19 protein-coding genes are annotated in these 20,825 nt (G+C 59.1%); 10 read left to right on the plus strand and 9 right to left on the minus strand.

All coding sequences use genetic code 11. From position 1 onward, the window contains the following. Positions 1-82 precede the first annotated feature (82 nt). On the minus strand, positions 83-1,120 hold the full coding sequence (locus HCG46_RS00745; protein WP_168684084.1) for a phytanoyl-CoA dioxygenase family protein: 1,038 nt from the start codon (positions 1,118-1,120) through the stop codon (positions 83-85). A 176-nt stretch (positions 1,121-1,296) separates the two neighbouring features. Between HCG46_RS00745 and meaB the strand changes: the two genes are divergently transcribed. Together meaB and HCG46_RS00755 are read left to right on the plus strand one after the other, a co-directional pair. Next, a complete protein-coding gene (gene meaB, locus HCG46_RS00750; RefSeq protein ID WP_145903473.1) occupies positions 1,297-2,295 on the plus strand; it encodes a methylmalonyl Co-A mutase-associated GTPase MeaB in 999 nt (332 codons plus the stop codon). Then, complete coding sequence (locus HCG46_RS00755; RefSeq protein WP_168684086.1) at positions 2,292-2,903, plus strand: peptidase C15; 612 nt, start codon at positions 2,292-2,294, stop codon at positions 2,901-2,903. The genes meaB and HCG46_RS00755 overlap by 4 nt, the downstream gene beginning before the upstream one ends. A gap of 231 nt (positions 2,904-3,134) precedes the next feature. Here the strand turns inward: HCG46_RS00755 and HCG46_RS00760 are convergent, their stop codons facing one another. Continuing rightward, entirely contained in the window at positions 3,135-3,713 is a 579-nt protein-coding gene (locus HCG46_RS00760; RefSeq protein ID WP_023000957.1) for a TetR/AcrR family transcriptional regulator, read from the minus strand. A 203-nt stretch (positions 3,714-3,916) separates the two neighbouring features. On the opposite strand from HCG46_RS00760, the gene HCG46_RS00765 reads away from it, so the two are divergent. Both HCG46_RS00765 and HCG46_RS00770 read left to right on the plus strand, forming a co-directional pair. Further along, the gene (locus HCG46_RS00765) at positions 3,917-4,390 is read left to right on the plus strand and encodes a YHS domain-containing (seleno)protein (RefSeq protein ID WP_023000956.1); all 474 of its coding nucleotides are present in this window, start codon (positions 3,917-3,919) and stop codon (positions 4,388-4,390) included. Between the two features lie 199 nt (positions 4,391-4,589). Next, positions 4,590-5,960, plus strand: a complete 1,371-nt coding sequence (locus tag HCG46_RS00770) for a TIGR03808 family TAT-translocated repetitive protein (RefSeq protein ID WP_209009252.1) — start codon at positions 4,590-4,592, stop codon at positions 5,958-5,960. Between the two features lie 239 nt (positions 5,961-6,199). On the opposite strand, the gene HCG46_RS00775 is transcribed toward HCG46_RS00770, so the two are convergent. Continuing rightward, positions 6,200-7,000 (minus strand): arginine deiminase-related protein, encoded by an 801-nt coding sequence (locus HCG46_RS00775; protein WP_168684088.1) that lies wholly within the window; start codon positions 6,998-7,000, stop codon positions 6,200-6,202. Positions 7,001-7,045: 45 nt separating this feature from the next. Here HCG46_RS00775 and HCG46_RS00780 point away from each other — a divergent pair, with 45 nt between their 5' ends. Further along, positions 7,046-7,462: a GNAT family N-acetyltransferase gene (locus tag HCG46_RS00780; RefSeq protein WP_209009254.1), complete on the plus strand. Its 417-nt coding sequence runs from the start codon at positions 7,046-7,048 to the stop codon at positions 7,460-7,462. A 115-nt stretch (positions 7,463-7,577) separates the two neighbouring features. Here the strand turns inward: HCG46_RS00780 and HCG46_RS00785 are convergent, their stop codons facing one another. Continuing rightward, positions 7,578-8,606, minus strand: a complete 1,029-nt coding sequence (locus tag HCG46_RS00785; protein ID WP_062488426.1) for an asparaginase — start codon at positions 8,604-8,606, stop codon at positions 7,578-7,580. A gap of 35 nt (positions 8,607-8,641) precedes the next feature. Then, positions 8,642-9,820 carry an aminotransferase gene (locus HCG46_RS00790; protein ID WP_168684090.1) on the minus strand — a complete coding sequence of 393 codons (1,179 nt, stop codon included), beginning with the start codon at positions 9,818-9,820 and terminating at the stop codon, positions 8,642-8,644. A 179-nt stretch (positions 9,821-9,999) separates the two neighbouring features. Between HCG46_RS00790 and HCG46_RS00795 the strand changes: the two genes are divergently transcribed. Further along, positions 10,000-11,784, plus strand: a complete 1,785-nt coding sequence (locus HCG46_RS00795; RefSeq protein ID WP_023000950.1) for an SPFH domain-containing protein — start codon at positions 10,000-10,002, stop codon at positions 11,782-11,784. A 23-nt stretch (positions 11,785-11,807) separates the two neighbouring features. Here the strand turns inward: HCG46_RS00795 and HCG46_RS00800 are convergent, their stop codons facing one another. The 3 genes from HCG46_RS00800 to HCG46_RS00810 all read right to left on the minus strand — a co-directional run bounded on the left by HCG46_RS00800 (position 11,808) and on the right by HCG46_RS00810 (position 14,196). Beyond that, entirely contained in the window at positions 11,808-12,500 is a 693-nt protein-coding gene (locus HCG46_RS00800) for a transporter substrate-binding domain-containing protein (protein WP_168684092.1), read from the minus strand. A gap of 46 nt (positions 12,501-12,546) precedes the next feature. Next, entirely contained in the window at positions 12,547-13,290 is a 744-nt protein-coding gene (locus tag HCG46_RS00805; protein WP_152506248.1) for a hypothetical protein, read from the minus strand. Between the two features lie 237 nt (positions 13,291-13,527). Next, on the minus strand, positions 13,528-14,196 hold the full coding sequence (locus tag HCG46_RS00810; RefSeq protein ID WP_209009256.1) for an ABC transporter substrate-binding protein: 669 nt from the start codon (positions 14,194-14,196) through the stop codon (positions 13,528-13,530). On the opposite strand from HCG46_RS00810, the gene HCG46_RS00815 reads away from it, so the two are divergent. The 4 genes from HCG46_RS00815 (at position 14,189) to HCG46_RS00830 (ending at position 20,136) form a co-directional block, all read left to right on the plus strand. Next, on the plus strand, positions 14,189-14,593 hold the full coding sequence (locus HCG46_RS00815; RefSeq protein ID WP_145903475.1) for a hypothetical protein: 405 nt from the start codon (positions 14,189-14,191) through the stop codon (positions 14,591-14,593). The genes HCG46_RS00810 and HCG46_RS00815 overlap by 8 nt on opposite strands. A gap of 74 nt (positions 14,594-14,667) precedes the next feature. Next, positions 14,668-16,206: a SulP family inorganic anion transporter gene (locus HCG46_RS00820; protein WP_077293569.1), complete on the plus strand. Its 1,539-nt coding sequence runs from the start codon at positions 14,668-14,670 to the stop codon at positions 16,204-16,206. Positions 16,207-16,378: 172 nt separating this feature from the next. Next, positions 16,379-18,193, plus strand: coding sequence for an adenylate/guanylate cyclase domain-containing protein (locus HCG46_RS00825; RefSeq protein ID WP_168684097.1), 1,815 nt, complete (start codon positions 16,379-16,381; stop codon positions 18,191-18,193). Between the two features lie 116 nt (positions 18,194-18,309). Next, positions 18,310-20,136 (plus strand): adenylate/guanylate cyclase domain-containing protein, encoded by a 1,827-nt coding sequence (locus HCG46_RS00830; RefSeq protein WP_209009258.1) that lies wholly within the window; start codon positions 18,310-18,312, stop codon positions 20,134-20,136. Positions 20,137-20,187: 51 nt separating this feature from the next. Here the strand turns inward: HCG46_RS00830 and HCG46_RS00835 are convergent, their stop codons facing one another. Then, positions 20,188-20,757, minus strand: coding sequence for a cytochrome b (locus HCG46_RS00835; RefSeq protein WP_286185192.1), 570 nt, complete (start codon positions 20,755-20,757; stop codon positions 20,188-20,190). Positions 20,758-20,825 lie beyond the last annotated feature (68 nt).

Below are 20,825 nucleotides of genomic sequence, written 5' to 3' on the forward strand. Positions count from 1 at the left end.
TGGTCCTCCTCAGGATGAGGTTGGATGGGAACAATTGACTATCGGATCTTTGAAACGAAGAAATCAGAAGACACCTCAGCCCTCACACATGCGGCTGCGAGCGCACCATGACTTCGCCCACCTTGCGCCACACGTTGCGCTGCTTCAGCGTCTTTTCAGCCACATCCGCAAGATCCATCAGAACCGGCATGCCGCGGTCCTTCAAACCCGGCATGGATTTGAGGTCGCCGCCGGTCCACGGCAGGAACGGATTGCGGCGCATGTGCCAGTGGATTTCCGAACGGACTGTCGGTTTGTCGGACGGCGTGCGGCCGTGAAAGGCAAAGGTATCGGCCACGATCAACGTGTTTTCCGGCACCGCCATCTTCTTGGGCTGCGGCAGGCCAAGGGAGGCAAGCTCATCCGCCTTGATCCGGAAAGACCCGCTGGCATGGTGGGACCTCAGGTCCTTGGCTGCGCTCAGGGAGCATTCGTACTCCCATTCCAGCCGCTCCTTCGTGAGCTTGTGTGAGCCCGGCACGAAGAAGAAGGGCCCGTCGTCCTCGCCGACGTCCTGCAGGAACAGCCAGGCCTTGGACGTCGCGTGGAACGTATCTGCATGGGCATCGGACTGCGGATCTTTTTTCTTCACCTTCAACGGTTCCACCAGGACCGTCTGAATGAAATTGAGAGGCTGTCCACCCTGCGAGGCGGCATAGCGGATCATGTTGATCGCACGCGGATCACGCACCGCCTGAGCCAACGCAGCGTTTTTGCGCAACACCTCCGGCGGCAGCAAGGTCATCCGCGTCACCGCCTGGCCCTGACGCATCTCCCGCGATTCGAACGGCTGGTTGAACACTTCATCCTTGAGCTGGCGGAAAGTTTCTTCCGGAAGGAAGTTCTTCACCAGGAAATAGCCGTTCTCATCGAAGAAAGCCTGCTGGTCCCGATCAACCAGATGCGCCAGCTTTGCGCGTCTGTGTGCTGCAAGATCGGCCGCAAGCTGCACTCTTTTCTTGTGCAGGCCCCAGGTATTCAGCCTCTCGCTTCCCAGAAGCGGATTCTTGCGCGGAGACTTGTCGGTTCCGGCGAGACCCAGAACCCAGAACGGGGCTTTCAGATAGGACAAGGGTGTCATGCAGCACCAAAAATGAATTTCATCGAAGTGGCGTGTATCTAACACGTTTTTGCCTGCGGGTTTCAATGTTTCCATCCGTTTCGGCGCTGTTTTGCGCCGTCAGAACGCGTCGCGAATGCGTCTTCACCCTTTGGCGGCAGTGACCTTTGCCGAATCCTGCGCTAACACCTTGAGGCATGATGACAACGGCACGAAATCTCGACCCCGCGAAGCTGGCGGACGGTCTGAAAGCCGGACAGCGCGCTGCGCTTGCCCGCGCCATCACGCTTGTGGAATCGCGCAAGCGCGAGCATCGCCGCCTTGCCCAGCATCTGATTCAGGAACTGCTGCCTCTCACAGGCAAGGCTCTCAGGGTCGGCATCACCGGCGTGCCAGGTGTCGGCAAGTCCACGACCATCGACACGCTGGGATCCAACTTGACTGCCGCCGGGCACAAGGTCGCCGTTCTGGCGGTCGATCCGTCATCCACCCGTACCGGTGGGTCGATCCTGGGTGACAAAACTCGAATGGCGCAGCTTGCGGTGGATCAGAACGCCTTCATCCGCCCATCGCCTTCCGCCGGTACACTTGGCGGGGTCGCCGCGAAGACGCGCGAGACCATGTTATTGTGCGAGGCCGCCGGGTACGACGTGATCCTTGTTGAAACCGTCGGCATAGGACAATCGGAAACCACGGTTGCCGACATGGTCGACTTCTTTCTGGTCCTGATGCTGCCTGGCGCCGGTGACGAGCTTCAGGGCATCAAGAAGGGCGTTCTTGAGATCGCCGACATGATCGCCGTCAACAAGGCCGACGGCGACGGCGCTACCCGTGCCCGTACCGCTGCCTCGGACTATCGCGCAGCCCTGCATATTCTTGCTCCCAAGTCGCCCACATGGACCCCGCCTGTCATCACGGTGTCTGGCCTCGCCAACGAAGGGCTGGATCACCTGTGGGAGCAGATTACGGTGTTTCGCGAGCGCATGCAGGCCAGCGGTGAATGGCATCAAAAACGCAGCGGACAACAAGTCGCCTGGATGTGGGACATGCTTCAACAGCGCATGATGGAAGCCCTGACATCGAACACGCGTACCGCCGACCGTCTCAAATCCCTGGAGGAGGAAGTGCGCGGCGGCAAGACCGCTGTCTCGCTCGCGGTGGACGAATTAGCGACCTTGATGGGGCTTGGCGAATGAACACTTCAGGACGCAAGACTGTTCTGGTGACCGGTTTTTCACCGTTCCCCGGGGCACCCGTCAATCCGACGGAGCGCCTCATGAGACGGCTCGCCAAACGCATTGGGGCGCATCAGTCAGGTGTCGACTTCGTCTTCCATGTCCTGCCGACAACCTGGGCAGGGCGTGAGGATGTCACAGACCGGCTCCGCACCACCCTTTCGCCAGACGCCATCGTGCACTTCGGCGTCGACGGGACACGGCGAACGATCAATATTGAAACAAGGGCCGTCAACAAAGCCGTGCGCGTGCGTCCGGATGCGTTGGGCAGAGCACCGGCGAGGCCGGAACTGGCAATCTCTCAAGAGCGCGCGCGGAGCTCAACCCTGCCTGCCAGGGCCCTGCGCGATGCTGCGCTTGCCGCAGGTGCGCCCACACAGCTTTCCACCAACGCCGGAACCTATCTCTGCAATGCCACCTTATGGGATTCCATCGGTTCGGGCATTGCCAGCATCTTCGTTCACGTTCCGGCTTTGCCGAAAGGTCCGCGCGATACGAGACCGGCCTACCCTGTCATCGAGGAAGCCGCGGTCCGCATTCTGCGCGAACTGGCAAGGCGTCTGCGATAGGGGGAGGCTCGGGACACTCTCCTGAAGAACTTTCCCCTCATCCCATCTCCCTCATCCTGAGGAAGGCTGAAAGCCCGTCTCGAAGGATGGGCCGCTTGCTCCCGAATGTGTCGCCCATCCTTCGAGACAGCACTTCGTGCTTCCTCAGGATGAGGTGGTATTGGGTTATCTGAAATTCAGTATTTCGCGGCTTCAGAGTCCCCGAGCTTCAATATACCACCTGCCCCTGCCTCAATGCACACGGCCAAGCAGTCTCTCGACCTGGCGGATGCAGTCGGCCGCCATGTCGGCGGACAACCCCGCCCGGCCGAGAACCCGCAAGCCGAAATAGGCTGTCAGTACGCCGCGCGCGGTGCCGCGAGCTTCTGTCCCCTCAAGCCCATCGTCCTGAAGCGCGCGGTAAAAACCGTTTTCCAGACGCCTTGTCATGGCCTGCAGCCTTGCCTCTGCCTCTGCGCCCCCCGCCTTGTCGACCAGGGCATTGCACAGAAAGCAGCCAAGCCTGTCGCCATCTTTCTGGGCGAGGTCGGCAATGCGGCCGAACAGGGCAAGTATCCGGTCCCGCCCTGCCCCTTCTGAAGGGTCACCTAGAAAAGCGACCGTGTTGCTGACAACCTGATCGTTGTACCTGTCGAGTGCCGCCAGATAGACCGACTGTTTGTCCTGGAACGCCTTGTAGAAAGAACCCTTGGTAATGGCCATGGCATCGAGCAGTTCGGACAGCGAGGCTTCGTCATAGCCAACGTCCCAGAACAGCTCCATGGCTTTTTCCAATGCCTCATCGGCGTCGAATTCCCGAGGTCTTGCCATGCGTTCTCCCGTCAAGCCACTTCACGAAAAACTCAACCGCGTGTCACGCGCTTGTGTTTTGTACCATTCGGTTCCTAACTCTATTTAGGAACCACCGGCAGGGTTGGTCAAGTGCGACCGATTAGGAACCAATCGGTTCCTATTTCAAGATCGCTTGAACACGTCTTTGCCGGACCAATTCAACCCCTTGGGAGTGTCTTCAGATGTTTGCAAACCTCATTCGCGGCTCAGTTGCCGCCCTGGTCGTCGTCACCGGGCTTGTCTCCAGCGCTTTCGGTGCCGGTTTTGACGTCAACGCCACCATCACCGGCCTGGCCCTGCGCGGTGTCGATCCGGTTTCCTATTTCGTCAATGGCGCTCCGCAGGACGGCGACATTGCCATTACCGAAGTTCACAACGGCGCCACCTACCGTTTCGCCTCTGAAGAGAACCGCGATCTCTTCAAGCAGAACCCGGAAAAATATCTTCCGCAATACGGCGGTTTCTGCGCCTTCGGTGCTGCCATGGGCGTGAAGGTCGATGGTGACCCGGACCTGTGGAAGATCGTCGACAACAAGCTTTACCTGAACCTCGCACCGTCGATCCAGGAACGTTGGAACAAGGACGTACCGGGCTTCATTTCCAAGGCTGACGAAAACTGGGTTGGTCTGGAAAGCGTCGACCCGAGCAGCCTCTAATCGCCTCTGACCGGTCTCTTCTGCCCCTGTAGACCGGTTACCTGACCGGCCAGGCCATGTGCCTGGCCGGTCTCTTTTTTTCCGCCGGTTAAAGCGTGTGATCTCGCAAATGCCAATCCGGCACGGCTCTTGCGATTTCAGCCATAGACACTTGAGACGCATCCCAATCCGGGACGTCGGAAAGCAATTGGCCGGATCGATGACACGTAATCTTTCAAAACTGAACCGACGCGCGTTTCTTGCCGGGACAGCATTGTGTCTTTCCGGGACAGTCGCCACGGCCCAGATGAAGGTTGCAGACCTGCGCGGTTCTATCGACTCAGAGGATCTTGGCCTTCTGCCCAACGCGGCAGATGACCAGACCGCTCAATTCCAGAATGCCGTCAATCGTGCCGTTGAGCGTGGTCGCGCGCTGTTCCTGCCTGCCGGCACCTATCCGGTCGCCAATCTGCGTCTTCCCTCTGGCACATTGATTGTCGGGGTTCCCGGCAGAACACGGCTCGTCTACCAGGGCGGCGGCGGTCAGTTGATCCGTGCCGAGGATGTTGCCAATGTCGGCCTGACCGGGATTACCTTCGATGGCGCCAATCGATCCATCGGCGATTTCACCGAGGGCTTGCTACATTTCATCAACGTCAAGAACGTCACGCTGGACAATTGCGAGATCACCGGTTCTTCCAAGATGGGACTGTTGCTGGACCGCTGTTCAGGCCGGGTCGAAAATTGCCGGATCTCCGGTGCCGCAGAAGCGGGACTGCGCTCGAACGAGGCCAACGGCCTTGCCATAACCGGCAACACGGTGACCGACTGCGCCAACGGCGGCATCTGGGTGCACCGCTGGCGCGAAGGCGAGGACGGAACCATCGTTTCCGGCAATCGGGTGGAACGTATCGGCGCCCGCTACGGCGGCACCGGCCAGTTCGGCAACGGCATCAATGTATTCCGCGCTCATGGCGTCATGGTTTCCAACAACCGCGTGGCGGATTGCGCCTTCTCCGCAATCCGCTCCAATGCAGGTTCCAACGTCCAGATCATCGGTAATTCCTGCCTGCGCTCCGGAGAAACGGCGATCTATTCCGAGTTCGGTTTCCAGGGAGCGGTCATTGCCAACAATATCGTTGACGGCGGCACGATCGGCATATCCATCGCCAACTTCATGGATGGCGGCCGTATGGCGGTCTGCTCCAGCAACCTGATCCGCAACATCAAGAAGGAAGGCCCCTACCCGCCGGAAGTGGCCGGCTTCGGCATCGGCATTGCCGTTGAAGCGGATACGACATTGACCGGCAATGTGGTGGAGGGCGCACCGAAATTCGGCCTGATGCTCGGCTGGGGCCCCTATATGCGCAACATCGCAGCCTCCCAGAACGTTGTTCGGGACTGCGGCACGGGCATTGCTGTCACCGTGGTTGATGGCGCGGGCGCTGCCGTCATCACCAACAACATCGTTCAAGGTTCGCAACAGGGCGCGATCAACGGTTACCGCTGGCTCGAAAAAGCGACCGGTGAACTGAACAATGTTTCGGAATTCGACAATCTCACCGTTCACGGCAACCAGATAGCCGCCTGACTGACCCGACCGACCGGCACAAACGCGCTCGTCCTCAGAGACATCCCGTCGACCGCTCTCTCCACAACTCAGGTTAAAACCTTACGAGCGGAAACGGCGTGGATGCGATGGTCAAGCCATGGCATGACAATGGAGTTTGAAAGCCAGATACTTCTCAATGAACTCATCCCGAGAACGCACTTCCGCGCATTCCCAGGATCGAGACGAACAGGTTTTTGACTTGCAAAGCTCTGGAGCAATCAGTCCAGGGCAAACCGCAGTGACAGGCACGACAGGCCACCATCGACCTTGCGGGCTTCGTGGGTCGGCAGGACGACGGTCGTGAAACCGGCCGCCTCGATGGCTGCCAATGTCTTCGGGTAGCCTTCCGGCACCATCACGACATCATTCACACGGATGACGTTGGCGGCGTAATCTTCCCCTTCCGGAACGACCACGATTTCCCGGTCACCGAAAAAGCCGCTGTCTGCCATGACCTTGGTCGCCAGGATGACGCCGTCGCCAAGAGTGGAACAGGCTGTCTTGAAATGCAGCACGCCATCGGGCGTCTCGCAGACTTCGGCCTTGTACCCCCACTCGCCCAGCAATCCGGCAAAGGCATCAGCGCCCTCCCGGTCGGTGCGGGCGGACAGGCCGATCAGGATGACGTCATCGAGCATCAGGACATCGCCGCCGTCGACATGACCGTTCCCCGGCAGGTCGACAACCTTGGCGAACCGGCTTTCCAGCGCCGCACGGATCTCCGCGCCTTCGCCTTCCCGGCTGGCCGTGCCCGGCCGAAGCTGGATGGCGCCTTCAGGCAGGCAGAAGGCAGGATCCTCGACAAAACAACTGTCCGGGTAGGTTTCAAGCTGCGGCAGAACGTCGACCGTCAAGCCGGCTTCTTGCAAGGCCGAGACATAACGCTCATGTTCTGCCCTGAATTTTTCGCCACTCGGGTTGCCCGTGTCCACCGCACGGATGCCGTCGGCCACGCTGTCGGCGGGCGTGCGCGTGATCGCGTGGGTGAAACGGAAAGACAAATCGGGACGATGTGCCATGAGACAACTCCTGTGACAGAACCAAGCGCTCAACCAGCCATCCGCATGGCCAAATTGCAAGACGTCCCGGCCCTGAAAACATGCATCGACAGGGCCTATGCACCGGTAAAATCAACCTTGCCAGACCTGCCGGACGTCTCTTCCGGCCTGGAGGAAGACATCGGGCAAAACCAGGTCTTCGTTGCCGAAACGGATGGCCGTATCGTCGGCTGCGCAATCCTGGGTCTCCACGGCCAAAGTGCTCATCTCATGAACATAGCCGTCGATCCGGATATCAGGGGCATGGGCATCGGACGTCTGTTGATGGAAGCCGTAGAGGTCTTCGCCAGTGAGAGTGGAGCCACCGAGATACATCTGGCAACCCATGTCGCCATGCCTGAGAACGTTGCTCTTTACGCGCACCTGGGCTGGAGTGAAATGGAAAGAAACGGCAACAAGGTACTGATGAAAAAAGATCTTTGAGCCAGATCACAAGCGCTCGTCACACGCCTCTGCCTCAAGAGCCGAAAAAGCGGCATCTGAAACCAGACGGAAACAGGTGAGAGCCAGGAATGAAGCCTGAGAGTGCGCCGGCTTGTTAAGGCAGCGCTGCTTTCAACTCGGTCAGGAACTCTTCGCGCGGCTTGATGTGTCCGGCCTGGATACCGACCCGGGTCAGGATCGGCGGGTTCACCAGGCCGTCAAGCAGAGCTGCCTCATCATCGTTCAGCTCCAGCATCGCTTCCAGAACGGTTGCCATCATCACTTCGGACGCCCGGGTTGCTCCGTCGTCGCATTTCAGCGCGACACCGAAACCAAGCTCGGGAATGGAAGCACAGAAGACACCTTCGGCTCCGGTCTTGACGAACACTCGGCCACGGAAAGCTTCCATCACCCTGGTGCAGAAACGGCCTGTCCCGGCAACCATGTAAGGTTCGTTGATGCAGGCATCAAACAGCCGTTCGGCAGCCTCTGCCCGAAGCGGCTCCAGCCCCTCACCGGTTCCGAAGGCGGCAAAGGCGCGCGCGAAGCTGCGCAAAGGTGAAGCGTAGGTCGGGATTGAACAGCCGTCTGTTCCGCAGACATCCTCGGACAGAGTGTCGCCGGTCATCTGCTCCATCACGTTGCGAACTTCACGTTGCACAGGGTGTTCCGCGTTCACATAGCCGCGTGTCTCGACACCCATCACCTTTGCCAGGCCAAGGAAACCGGCATGTTTGCCTGAGCAGTTGTTGTGCAGGCCGCAGGGCGATTCATCAGCCAGGATAAGTTTGGCTGCATCTTCCATCCGCTGGGGCCACTGCGGGCCGCACTCGAGATTGTCTTCGGCAAGGCCTGCCTTCATCAGCATGACCCGTGCCGAATTGGCGTGAACTTCCTCGCCGTTGTGAGACGCACAGGCAAGTGCCAGTTCGGCATCTGAATAGTCGAGCGCTTCCGCCGCTCCCGATTCAACCAGGGGCAATGCCTGAAGTGCCTTGATGGCGGAGCGCGGAAACACCCGGGCTTCCACATTGCCGATACCGAAAACCAGCTTTCCGGCGCTATCGACGATGGCAATGCTGCCCCGATGCAGGCTTTCGATCACGGTGCCGCGGGTGACGTCGACCAGAGCCGGATTGTCCATGAAGTTTCTCATTTCCAAGGTTTCACACTATCAGGCTAAGCGGATTCGGCCCGGGCCGCAGTCAAAAATGCGGAAAGACGGGCGAGCGCTTCATCGATTACGGCATCCTGCTTGCAGAAGCAGAAGCGAATGTAGCCTTCAGGCGCATCCGATCCATAAAAGGCAGACACGGGAACTGCCGCAACACCGGCGTCGGTGACCAGGGTTTCACACGCCTCGACATCAGTCCGTCCAAGCCCCAGCCCTTCGAACCCGCAAGTCAGGAAGTAGGTTGCATTGCAAGGCAGAACGGAAAAGCCGAGGGCGGCAAGGCCTGCCGCCATGCGGTCGCGCTTTGCGGCAAGGTCTTGCGACAGGCCATCGTAGTAGCTGTCGTCCTTGCGCAGGCCATAGGCAACAGCCTTTTGCAGATGTGGCGGTGTCGTGAAGGTCACCCACTGGTGCGCCTTGGCAATCGGGTCCATCAGCGCGGCAGGCCCGGTGACATAGCCAACCTTCCACCCGGTGAGCGAGAAGGTCTTGCCCGCAGAGCCGATCCGCACCGTGCGCTCGCGCATGCCGTCCAGCGTCATCAGCGGTGTGTGCCGGTGACCGTCAAAGACGAGGTGCTCGTAGACTTCGTCACAGATCGCATAGGCATCATACTGGCGGCAGAGAGAGGCGACCAACTCAAGCTCTTCGTCTGAAAACACCTTGGCCGTCGGGTTCATCGGGTTGTTGATGAGAACTGCCTTGGTCTTGTCGGAGAAGGCTGCCTTGAGAGCTTCAGCATCCAGCGACCAGTTGGGCGGAGTCACCCGGACGCGCACGGGAATGCCGCCGGCCTGCTTCACCAGCGGCAGGTAGCAATCGTAGAGCGGTTCGATCAGCACAACCTCGTCACCCGGGGATACCAGCGCGAAAATGCAATCCGCCAACGCCTCGGTCGCACCGGAAGTCACCATCACTTCGGTTTGCGGATCGACCTCGAGACCGTAGAAACGGCGATTGGCCTCGGCAACGGCCTGGCGAAGGTCCGGTATTCCCAGCATAGGCGGATATTGGTTCGGCCCCTGCAACAACGCATCAGCCGCCGCCTGCCGGATATCCACCGGCCCGTCGACATCTGGAAATCCCTGTCCGAGGTTCACGGCCCCATGCGCCATAGCCAAGCGCGACATGGTCTCGAACACGGTGGTGGCAATGCCGGTGAAGACCGGATTGGTCGGCTTCATGGTTCCTCCCGAGCGTCTTTTCGCCGGTTCTAATCCTACCCGCGTTTGCCGTCGAGCTTTTTCATTTGACCGAGGCCCAGGCGCAGTTCGACCACCACATGTCATATGAGTGTCGTTGACTCAGTCCATCACCCGCAGTCAGATAGGTTCCGCATCGGAACCTTGGCGGAGGAAGCGTGATGCTCGGCGTGATTATTGGAATTGTGGCAATCCTTCTGGGAGCCAGCATCATTCTTCGACGAGCCGGAGTTCCCGCCGGCGGTCACAGGCTGGTTCAAATTTTTTCGAGCCGGTTCATGGGCATCATTCTGGTGCTGATCGGCGGCTTCATGCTCCTGTCCTCTTCCTTCATCTTGGTGGACGCCAACAGTGTTGGTCACCTGAAGAGGATCTATGCGTTCGAGGAGTTGCCTGAGGGCCGCATCCTTGCCCTGGACGGCGAAAAAGGCCCGCAGGCCCAGATCCTCGGGCCCGGCTTTCATTTCATTCCGCTTGTCCGGGTGCTCTACGATTTCGAGGAATGGGACGTCGTCACCATTCCCGAAGGCTATTATGGCCAGTTGACCGCACTCGACGGCGACGCCATGCCCTCCGGCATGTTCATGGCACCGGCAATTGCAGATGCGGATGTCGGCGACATGCTGAAGGCCGACAGCTTCCTGACAAAGGGCGGTCTGCGCGGACCGCAGGAAACGGTGCTGAAGCCCGGACAATACCGTCTGAACCGGTATCTCTTCGACATACGCCTCGATGAGAATACCAACGCGACGATTATCCCCGCCGGGCACGTGGGTGTGGTCAAGTCCAATGTCAGTCAGCCCGGCATCAATTGCATCGAGGAAGAAGTCTCTGCCTCCTCTGTTTCCCGCGAGGCGCTTACCGTTCCCCTGGTACCCAGAGGCTGCGTCGGCATCTGGAAGGACCCGCTCTTCCCAGGGGCCTATTACCTCAACCGGCAGGCCTATGAAGTGACGCTGGTCGATACCCGCGTCCAGACCTGGGAATACAAGGGAGGCTACGTAAAACGCATCATCGATCTCTCGGTCGATCAACAGGGCAATATCCAGCAGAACGAACGGTCCGTGCAGGAACAGATCCCCAGCGACGCTGCCGACCGGGCGGTCTACGTCAAGGTGGAAGGTTGGGACATCCCCCTGGAACTGCGCGCCCTCGTCCAGGTCGACCCTGACAATGCACCCGTGGTCGTCGGCTCCGTCGGCGGACTGGAGGAGATTGAAAACCGCATCCTGACACCGGCCATCCGCTCGATCGTGAGGAACGTCGCCGGTGCCTCGATCCGCGTGCAGGACAAGAATGCCGACGGGACGCCGGTGCAGCCTGCGACCTACACCGTGCGCCCAACCAAGGTTCTGGATCTCATCGAAAACCGCGATGCCCTGGAACAGACCATCGAGCAGCAGATCAAGATCGAAGGCAACAAGGCCGGCGTCGACATTCGCGAGATCCGTCTCGGTGAACCGGCCATCCCGCCGGAACTGCTGGTCTCCCGCCTGCGCGTGCAATTGGCCGATCAGCTTTCCACCGCCTACGAACGCGAAACGGATGCGCAGCAAAAACGCATCGAAACGGAACAGGCACGTTCCACGGCGGACGAACAGCCCCGTCTGGTGGAAGCACAGATAGCTGTGCAGGTGGCCAATCAGCGCGAACAGGAACGCGCTGCCCTTGGCCGCGCCGAGCGCCAGTATCTGGAGGAACTTGCCCGAGGCCAGAGAGCGCAGGTCGACGTTCTCGGCCAGGACCGCGTAGCCCTGCTGCAGGCGCTGGAGAAACTGCTGACCTCGCTGGAACGCAAACCGGAGCTGGTCGGCCTCGTCGGCAAGCTTGTTCCCAATACTGTTGTCGGTGGAGACAGCGGCTTTGCCGGTGCGGCCGCCCTTCTCGGAGCAAGCCTGGGCCAGGCCCAGCAACCGGCAGCTAACCGGACATCCGGCGGGCAGTAGTCCGGATCAGCGGATTGGCCCGCCTAGCTCGGGCCATCCCCGGTATCCTTGTCCTTCTCACCCAGGACGGCGCGCAAGGCCTCCTCCACCCGAGGCACCAGATCCCGGTGCCGCTCGTGAAGGTAATGATAGAAGGCATATTCCTTGCGGCTGGACGGGAGAGAATAAGCATCCTCAAGACCGAACCTCTCTATCATCTCCTTCGCCCTCAACTCGCGGACGAAAACCAGATCGAGCCGCTTCTGTTTCAGCATGAGAAACAGCTGCTCCGGTTCTTCAGCCGACCAGACCTCTGCAAACCCGCTGGCAGCCATTTCGCCAAAGACAGCCCCGCGCACATGCCCTGCCCGCAGGGATTTAAGATCCTCCAGGGATTTGTCCTTCAGGTCTGCGCGGTTGGTGTAACCGTAGGCCACAACAGAAAGCAGCGGCACATCCACCCTGACGAGGGTGGGATAACGGTCCCCCACAGAGCCGATCCGGATCACTTCACCATCGGTTTTGCCGGAGGTGGATTCCACCAGAGCCCGGCTTGGCGTGTTTTCGACAATCTCCAGTTCGATCCCAAGCCTCGAATAGGCTTTCTGCAGATAACCGACCGCCACCGGGGTCAAACCGGGAGCCTCAAACCCGGACAGCACAATTCTCTCGCCCGCGGAAGCGGCAGTAGCCAGAAGGAACCCGGCCAGCAGACAGATGAGCCTCTTCGTGCGCATATGTTCCTCGCAGCGTCTCGTCGGCCGTGCAGCCTGCGTAAAACCTTCAGCTCAAGCCGGTCTTGTGCAGAACGTGTCCATCTTTCTCCGGCGTCGTCTCACCGACACCGTCGGTTTCCTCACCCACTGGCACCGCCAGCATTCTTTTCAGAACTGCTTCGATCCGGGGCACCAGATCCGCATGTTTCTCATGCAGATAATGATAGAATGCGACCTCCTGCAAAGACGGTCGCAACGGGAAGACACCCACCAGTTTCCGGTCGCGGATAATGCGCCGCCCCGTGCCCTCCCCGGCAATGACAAGGTCGATCCGGTCTCGCTGGAGCATCTCGAACAATTGTTCGGGCGTATCTGCGGTCCATACCTCGGCAAACCCATCTGCCAGTTCAGCGGCGAACCGTGCGCCCGCCACATGGCCAACCCGCAAATGCTGGAGCTGCTTGAAGGACTTGCCACGAAGCTGAGGCTTGTTCGCATAGGCGAAGGTCCGAGCCAGGATAATCGGAACATCGACACGCAAAAGGCTGCTGTGATCGGCTTCGATGGTCCTGATCCGCACCAGTTCACCGTCGGTCTTGCCGGAAGCTGAATCCAGCAGTGCCCTGCGAGGGCTGGTGATAATCGTCTGGATGCGGATGCCCAACTCCCCATAGGCCTGACTTAGAATACTCTCGGCAACGGGGGTCAGGTTTGGGGCTTCAAAACCGGACAGCTTGAGAACGTCCTGTGCCCGGGCGCTGGACATCAGAAGAAGAACGCTCAGCATGGCGCAAAACATGAGCCGATGCATTCCGCCCTCCTTAAGCTGCCTGCACGACAATTTCGTTCACAACAAGCCGTTTGACTGCGGCCACGTCCTCCGCAGTCCCGTATCTAGAGCAATAACCCTACGGGACAATCTGCAGACTTTCCAAGCTGATTGCAATGCGGTTGTACAAGCTATTATGAATAACCAATAACGTGCGCTTGCATGTCTCTCCTTCTGCCAGTCAGGAAAAGACTTCAAGGATCAGAGGAGTTGGCAACGCTAGGAGTGCGAGCCGTAATAGTCCTCTGCAATCTTGTCGATGAAGCCTTCGTCGACAAGCTCCTTGATGACACGGTTCAGTTCATCAAGCTTTGCCGCCCAACCCGATTTCTTGGAAACACCGAGATACAGGTCGACCGAGTTTCCCGGATTATACGGCGCCTTTTCAATCTTGTCGGCGAACCCCTGGCGTTTGATCAGGTAATCCACCTGGCAATCCGTACCGATCATGATACCGAAACGCTTCTTCATCAGCATGTCGATCAGGATCTGCTCCTGCGCAACGCCGACCTTGTCCAAAGACCGGTCCTTGTCGAACCTTTCGAAGTAGGCCGAATGCAACACGTAGCCGACCTGGTATGGCGCCAGGTCTTCGTAGCTCCGGATCTTATCGGCCTGTCCCTTGAGGGTGTAGAAGGCGGTCGTGCATCTGAAGTAAGGCGTATCGGTATAGGCGATATATTCCGCCCGGTCCGGACGGAAAGCCAGCCCGGTCATGACATCGACGCCGCCCCCTTGCATTTCGGTGAGCGCCCGCCCCCAGGGCATCTTGGCAATCCGGAGTTCGGCTTCTGTGCGCCTGGCAACTTCGTCCATCAGGTCCAGATCCAGCCCGATGAAGGTATCTCCCTCCGAAATCCGGAAGGGCGGCCAGTCATCGGTGGCCATGATCATCTCGTCCGCGTGTGCGGCGCCTGCTGACACCGCAAGCAAAAAGGAAAAAGCAACGCAACAGATACGAGAAATTGACACAACAACAACCCCAAATAATCAGAGAATTAAAGTTGTTACCCAATTTCATCAAATATTATCGCTCGTATTATTGCAATATCGTAAATTGTATCCAGAAAGAACTAACCCTTCTTCCTTAACGGAAAACTCCTGTCATACACGCGCTTTACTGGCTCAACAGGCAACCATCGAACCTTTATCAAGGAAGAACCCCGGTCAACGCATGGCTGCTCCTGCCTGGCCCGCCTTGCTGCGTTGCAAAAAATCGATTAGAAGGTGGCAACTTGATCCAGGTCAAAAGTGGAAATCCGGGCAGGGATTGGCGCTGACCTAAAAAACCACACCAAATATCCGGAGCAGCCCGTGTCAGCACGCGCGGAGGCCGTTGCGCCTGAACAACCGTTGAAAATGGATGCGTCCCGCATCAAAACCGAACTTCTGGCCGGGCTTACAGTTGCCCTGGCGCTCGTTCCCGAAGCCGTGGCCTTTGCCTTTGTTGCCGGCGTCAATCCGCTGGTAGGTCTCTATGCGGCGTTCTTTGTCGGTCTGATTACGGCCTGTATCGGTGGTCGTCCCGGCATGATTTCCGGTGCGACCGGCGCACTGGCCGTGGTGATGGTCTCCCTCGTCAGCCAGCACGGGGTGGAATACCTTTTCGCCACCGTCGTGCTGATGGGCCTCATCCAGATCGTGGTGGGCTTGCTGAAGTGGGGCAAGTTCATCCGCATGGTGCCCCATCCGGTCATGCTTGGTTTCGTCAACGGCCTTGCGATCGTGATCTTCCTTGCACAGCTCGGCCAGTTCAAGGTTCCAGATGGCGCTGGCGGACTGACATGGATGGAAGGCTCCCAGCTGTATCTGATGCTCGGCCTGATAGCCCTCACCATGGCTGTTATCTGGTTCCTGCCCAAGATCACATCATCTTTCCCCGCGCCGCTTGCAGGCATTCTGGTTGTCTCCGCGCTCGTGCTCGGCTTCAACCTCGACACCCGCTCGGTTGGCGATCTCGCCTCGATCGCCGGCGGCCTGCCGGATTTCCACATTCCCATGGTGCCGCTGACGCTCGACACATTGCAGATCATCCTGCCTTATGCCGTGATCCTGGCAGCCATCGGCCTCATTGAATCCCTGCTGACGTTGAACCTCGTGGCCGACCTGACGGGCACCAAGGGCGGCGCGTCCAAGGAATGCCTTGCACAGGGCACGGCAAACGTCGTGACCGGCTTTTTCGGTGGCATGGGTGGCTGCGCCATGATCGGCCAGTCCATGATCAACGTGAAATCCGGTGCACGTACCCGGATTTCCGGCATTGCCGCAGCTCTTTTCCTGCTGTCCTTCATCGTCATCGCCTCGCCCTTGATCGAACGGATCCCGGTCGCAGCCCTGGTCGGCGTAATGTTCATGGTGGTCATCGGCACCTTCGCGTGGACCAGCCTGAAGATCATGCACAAGATCCCGCCGATCGACGCACTTGTGATGGTCATTGTCACCTGCGTCACCGTTTATTCGGATCTCGCGGTCGCTGTTGTTGTTGGTGTGATCATTTCCGCGCTTGCTTACGCCTGGAATGCAGCCAGCCGGATCCGTGCACGTATCGGCACCAGCAAGGAAGGCTGGAAGGTCTATCGTCTGACCGGCCCGCTGTTCTTCGGCTCCACCACTGGCTTTGCCGATCTCTTCGATCCGTTGAACGATCCCGAGGACGTCGTCGTCGACTTCATCGACAGCCGCGTGGTCGATCATTCCGGCCTGGAAGCAATTGACGCCCTCGCCTCGAAATACCTTGCTGCTGGCAAGCGCCTGCACCTGCGCCACCTCTCGCCGGACTGCAAAAAGCTGCTGGCCAAGGCTGGCGACCTTGTCGAAGTCTCGGTCCTTGAAGATCCGGATTACGAGATTGCCGTGGACTACGGTCACACGTTCGACCGGGCAGAAAAGACCACCTGACGCAAGCTTTTCCAAGCGCGAAAAACCAAGACCCGCACGGTTTCGCCGTGCGGGTCTTTTTGTATCTGAAACAGGTTTCAAGCTTCCGGTGCAGTTCCCCGATTGCTACGCGCGGCGTAATTTGAAAGAGATATCGGCTTACGACAACACAGCTCACAATCGGGACGTCACGGTGCCAGCACGCAGGAAACTCTTCATCACACCGACCCTTGCCTCCGTCATCGGCAGTTTCGTGCTGGTGACCGCGGCTGCGATCCTCTTCATCCAGGCCGTCACTTCTTCGGAAGTCGTCAGGAGAATGGGCGGTGAGTTGGTCGATATCGGCATGGATGCAGCCGAAACGGCGTTTGTCGAACAGCTTCATGCCATCACGGAAACTGCCGAATTCACCCGGCTGACCTATGAGCGCAAGGAACTGCCGGTCGACGACCCCGATCTCATCCTGTCTTACCTTTACGGTGCACTCGCCCCGATGGAGCAGGTCTCCTTTCTGGTTCTGGTAGACGAAAATGGCGAAGGCGTTGATGTCGACAGAGGCGATGCGGACGGCAAGCTGATGGGTGGCAACGTCAACCTGGCGAAGGATATTCCGATCCTGGTTCCCCTGGCGGAACGCGCGAAAAAACAGTCTGGCGCTTACTGGAGCGAGCCGTTCTACATGCCGAACCGCGAGCACACCTATTACGTCTTTGTACGCCCGCTGCATGAAGGCAAGACCTACCGTGGCAGCCTGATGATCGGCATGTCGCTCGACAGAATGTCCGAGATCACCTGGCACGTTTCGACAGACGACATAACCGTCTTTCTCATGAAGGAGGGATCAGACGAAATTGTTGCCCATCCCGACCTTCACAAATCCTTCGATGACCTGACAGCAGAAATGCCTCTTCTGAATGTCGATCGTTTGCCCGATGCCTTTCTGGCCGGCTTCAAGGACATGCCGAGGGTCAAGAATGAGTCCTTCGACATTTCCGAGAAACTGGCTGTCTATTCCGGCACTGCCCCTGACGGCGCCGCACGGTTCGTGATCCTTGAACAGAAGAACGAAAACCTCTTGGGTCTTCCGGTCAGGATCGGTGTTCACTTTCCTGCCGAGTACCTTGACCAGCCGCTGAAACAACTGCTGATGGCGCTACTTGTTGGTGGCGGACTGCTCGTGCTGTCACTGCTTGGCGCGGTTTTGCTGGCGAGACGGATTGCAAGACCGGTTCAACGTGCTTCGGTCGCGGCAAGAGAAGTGGCGGGCCTGAACCTTTCGACCGTAGCCCCGCTGCCTTCCAGCATCATCCGGGAACTGGACGACCTGTCCAAGGGCTTCAATGCCATGTTAGGCGGCTTGAAAGCCTTCAATCGCTACGTTCCGGGCACACTTGTCAGGAAACTTCTGAGCGAAGGCCGGGCGGATGCCCCGCCGGAAGAAAGGGAGGTTGCGGTGCTGTTCACCGACATCGCCGGCTTCACCTCTGCCTCCGAAGGCATGACGGCAACCGAAACCGCTGCCTTCGTCAATCATCACCTGTCCCTGCTCGGGGCCGAGATCACAAAGGAAGGCGGCACCATCGACAAATACATCGGCGACAGTGTCATGGCATTCTGGGGCGCACCGGAGCGGCTGGAAAATCCGGCAGAGCCTGCGGCCCGTGCGGCAATTGGCATGGCCCGGGCCATCCGGGAGGACAACATTGCACGCGTTGCCCGCGGTGAAGCGCCTGTGCGTATTCGCATCGGCCTTCACATGGGACCGCTTGTCGTCGGTGACATCGGCGCACCGGAGCGGGTCAACTACACGGTCATCGGCGACACTGTGAATGCCGCTTCCCGGCTGGAGAGCCTCGGCAAGGAGATCGACGGTGACGCCGATGTTGTGATTCTCGTCTCCAGCGAGATCGCCAAGCGTCTCGACAGCAGCATCGAGCAGGAGGCCATCGGACTGCACAAGGTCAAGGGTAAATCGGCAGCGGTCGAGGTCGTTCGGCTGCGTGGCTAGCACCGAGCCGATCATCCGTTGCAATCCTCACGGTTTCATCCGGTCTCCCGCGCTTTGCCTCGCCACGTTATCAGGGTATGGGTATTGCGTCGAAATTCAGTACGCAGGCCAAGCACTTGCCCTTTAACAGGCGCCTTCACATCACGCCGACGCTCACGACGGTCATCGGTGGTTTTGTCTTCATCACCGCAGCGATTGTCCTTATCGTTCAGGCGGCCACGTCGGAAAAGGTCGTGCGCAACCTGGGCGGCTCACTGATCAACTCGGGCATGCACTCCCTGGAGCAGGCCTTTTCCGCCCAGATAGAAGCCGTCGAGGAAGCAAGCTCCTTTACCGCGGCAGCTCTTTCCACCGGCAGCATCCTGTTGCGCCGTCCTCAGGAAGTCGCCGACTACATGTTCGGTGCGCTGTCGGCCATGGAGCATGTCTCCTTTGTCATCGTCGCCGACAGGAACGGCAATTTCATCCAGGTCGACCGGGGCCGTGCTGACGGAATTCTCGTACCCCAATTCGTGCCGAAGACCGACGAAACGCATGCCCTTGCGGGTTTGATCTCGTCTTCAAGGGACAAGACAGCCCCCTTCTGGTCTGGCCCGGCCTTTTATCCTCAGCGCCAGCACACCTATATCGCTCACGTTCAACCGATCCTGTCCGACGGCCCTGACGGCAGTGATTACGAAGGCCTCGTCCTGATGGCCATGTCCATGGAGCGCTTGTCGGAAGTCACAAGCGACATCTCCACCGGACTGGTTCAGGTGTTCATGATCAACCCGCAGACCTACGGTCTGATTGCTCATCCTGCGTTGTCGGAGGTCTTCAACCTTCTGTCGCCGACAAGTCCGCTGATTGGACTCGAGAACGTCCCGGACACTTTTTTGCAAACCCTCAAATCGACTGAAACAGTCGATGCATCAGGATACGGGATACGCCAGGGACACGAAATGCGTGCCGGCTATGATGCCCTTGGCAACAAGCGGTTTGTCGTCCTCCAAAGCCCGGACCTCGGCCCGACAGGGTTGCCGATTTCAATCGGCGCCCATTTTCCGGCGGAGGTTCTCGAGCAGCCGCTTGAGCAATTGAGCGATGCGATACTGATCGGCATCGCCCTTCTCGGACTGTCGCTGATCGGCGCCGGCTTTCTTGCCCACCGCATCGGCCAGCCGATCCGCCGGGCAGCGCTTGGGGCAAGGGCCGTCGCGGATCTTGAGCTGGACTCTGCCGAGCACCTGCCAGGCAGCTTCGTGCGCGAACTGGACGACCTGGCCAACGGTTTCAATTCCATGGTCAGCGGCCTGACCGCTTTCAGCCGGTACGTCCCCAAAACACTGGTCAGGAAACTCCTGCGTGAAGGCCGGGCGTATGCGCCGCCGGAAGAACGAGAAGTCGCGGTTATGTTCACCGACATTGCCGGCTTCACCTCTGCTTCCGAAGGCATGACGGCAACCGAAACCGCTGCCTTCGTCAATCATCACCTGTCCCTGCTCGGCGCCGAGATCACAAAGGAAGGCGGCACCATCGACAAATACATCGGCGACAGTGTCATGGCATTCTGGGGCGCACCGGAGCGGCTGGAAAATCCGGCAGAACCTGCCGCCCGTGCGGCAATCGGCATGGCCCGTGCCATCCGGGAGGACAACATTGCACGCGTCGCCCGCGGTGAAGCGCCTGTTCGTATTCGCATCGGCCTTCACATGGGACCGCTTGTCGTCGGCGATATCGGCGCACCGGAGCGGGTCAACTACACGGTCATCGGCGACACGGTGAACGCCGCTTCCCGGCTGGAGAGCCTCGGCAAGGAGATCGACGGCAGCTCCGATGTGGTGATCCTCGTCTCCAGCGAGATCGCCAAGCGACTTGGCAACACCGTTGAGTACCGGTCCATCGGCCAGCATCAGGTAAAAGGCAGAGTTGAGCCCCTGGAGGTGGTGCGGCTGATCGATTGACGCTCGCCACTGGAGGAAGCGGCCAGCGCTACCCAGCACTGGCTGTTCGGTTCAGAGGATCCGGTAGAGTGTCCGGTCACGCCTCAGAACGTGGTGGAACAGTACCGCACCAATGTGAAGGGCAAACAGTGCCAGCAAAGCCCATGCGCTCCAGGAATGAATGGCCGACAGTGTCCCCGCAATGTCTGGTGACTTGCCGATCGGGCTCCAGACCGGAACCAGGCCGAACCAGCTCAGCGGAAATCCGTGGGCGTTTGTTGCCAGAAACCCGCTGACCGGCATGACGATCAGGAACAGATAGAGAAGCCCGTGAACGACGTTGGCCGCCAGTCGTTCCAGAGCCGGGCCCTCTTCCGCCGGCTTACGAGCAACAAGCTTGTTGCCGACACGAACCAGCATCAGCCAGAGCACCAGAAAGCCGAAACTTTCGTGCAGCAGGTAGAAATCCAGGGACACATCGCTTTTCACGAACTTGATCACGTAACCCAGTGGCCATGTCGCCAGAACCAAAGCGGCAATCATCCAGTGCAGGATCCTGGTGGTTCCGGCATGACGGCTTTCCGGTCCAAGGGGATGCGTATCGGTTCGCGAAGTCGTTTCCATGGAATTCAGCACTGTCATTGTCCTTTTTATGCCTCAACAGCCCGGGTTCGTTTTGCGCCCGGTTCTTTCACGGTCGGCTGCCCGTC

It is taken from the genome of Labrenzia sp. PO1 (assembly GCF_012273635.1).
GTDB classification, from domain to species: domain Bacteria; phylum Pseudomonadota; class Alphaproteobacteria; order Rhizobiales; family Stappiaceae; genus Roseibium; species Roseibium algicola.

Coding starts and splice junctions, on each gene's coding strand:
- HCG46_RS00745 (WP_168684084.1), bottom strand. CDS start 1,120: ATGACACCCTTGTCCTATCTGAAAGCCCCGTTCTGGGTTCTGGGTCTC.
- meaB (WP_145903473.1), top strand. CDS start 1,297: ATGATGACAACGGCACGAAATCTCGACCCCGCGAAGCTGGCGGACGGT.
- HCG46_RS00755 (WP_168684086.1), top strand. CDS start 2,292: ATGAACACTTCAGGACGCAAGACTGTTCTGGTGACCGGTTTTTCACCG.
- HCG46_RS00760 (WP_023000957.1), bottom strand. CDS start 3,713: ATGGCAAGACCTCGGGAATTCGACGCCGATGAGGCATTGGAAAAAGCC.
- HCG46_RS00765 (WP_023000956.1), top strand. CDS start 3,917: ATGTTTGCAAACCTCATTCGCGGCTCAGTTGCCGCCCTGGTCGTCGTC.
- HCG46_RS00770 (WP_209009252.1), top strand. CDS start 4,590: ATGACACGTAATCTTTCAAAACTGAACCGACGCGCGTTTCTTGCCGGG.
- HCG46_RS00775 (WP_168684088.1), bottom strand. CDS start 7,000: ATGGCACATCGTCCCGATTTGTCTTTCCGTTTCACCCACGCGATCACG.
- HCG46_RS00780 (WP_209009254.1), top strand. CDS start 7,046: ATGGCCAAATTGCAAGACGTCCCGGCCCTGAAAACATGCATCGACAGG.
- HCG46_RS00785 (WP_062488426.1), bottom strand. CDS start 8,606: ATGGACAATCCGGCTCTGGTCGACGTCACCCGCGGCACCGTGATCGAA.
- HCG46_RS00790 (WP_168684090.1), bottom strand. CDS start 9,820: ATGAAGCCGACCAATCCGGTCTTCACCGGCATTGCCACCACCGTGTTC.
- HCG46_RS00795 (WP_023000950.1), top strand. CDS start 10,000: ATGCTCGGCGTGATTATTGGAATTGTGGCAATCCTTCTGGGAGCCAGC.
- HCG46_RS00800 (WP_168684092.1), bottom strand. CDS start 12,500: ATGCGCACGAAGAGGCTCATCTGTCTGCTGGCCGGGTTCCTTCTGGCT.
- HCG46_RS00805 (WP_152506248.1), bottom strand. CDS start 13,290: ATGCATCGGCTCATGTTTTGCGCCATGCTGAGCGTTCTTCTTCTGATG.
- HCG46_RS00810 (WP_209009256.1), bottom strand. CDS start 14,196: ATGGCCACCGATGACTGGCCGCCCTTCCGGATTTCGGAGGGAGATACC.
- HCG46_RS00820 (WP_077293569.1), top strand. CDS start 14,668: ATGGATGCGTCCCGCATCAAAACCGAACTTCTGGCCGGGCTTACAGTT.
- HCG46_RS00835 (WP_286185192.1), bottom strand. CDS start 20,757: ATGACAGTGCTGAATTCCATGGAAACGACTTCGCGAACCGATACGCAT.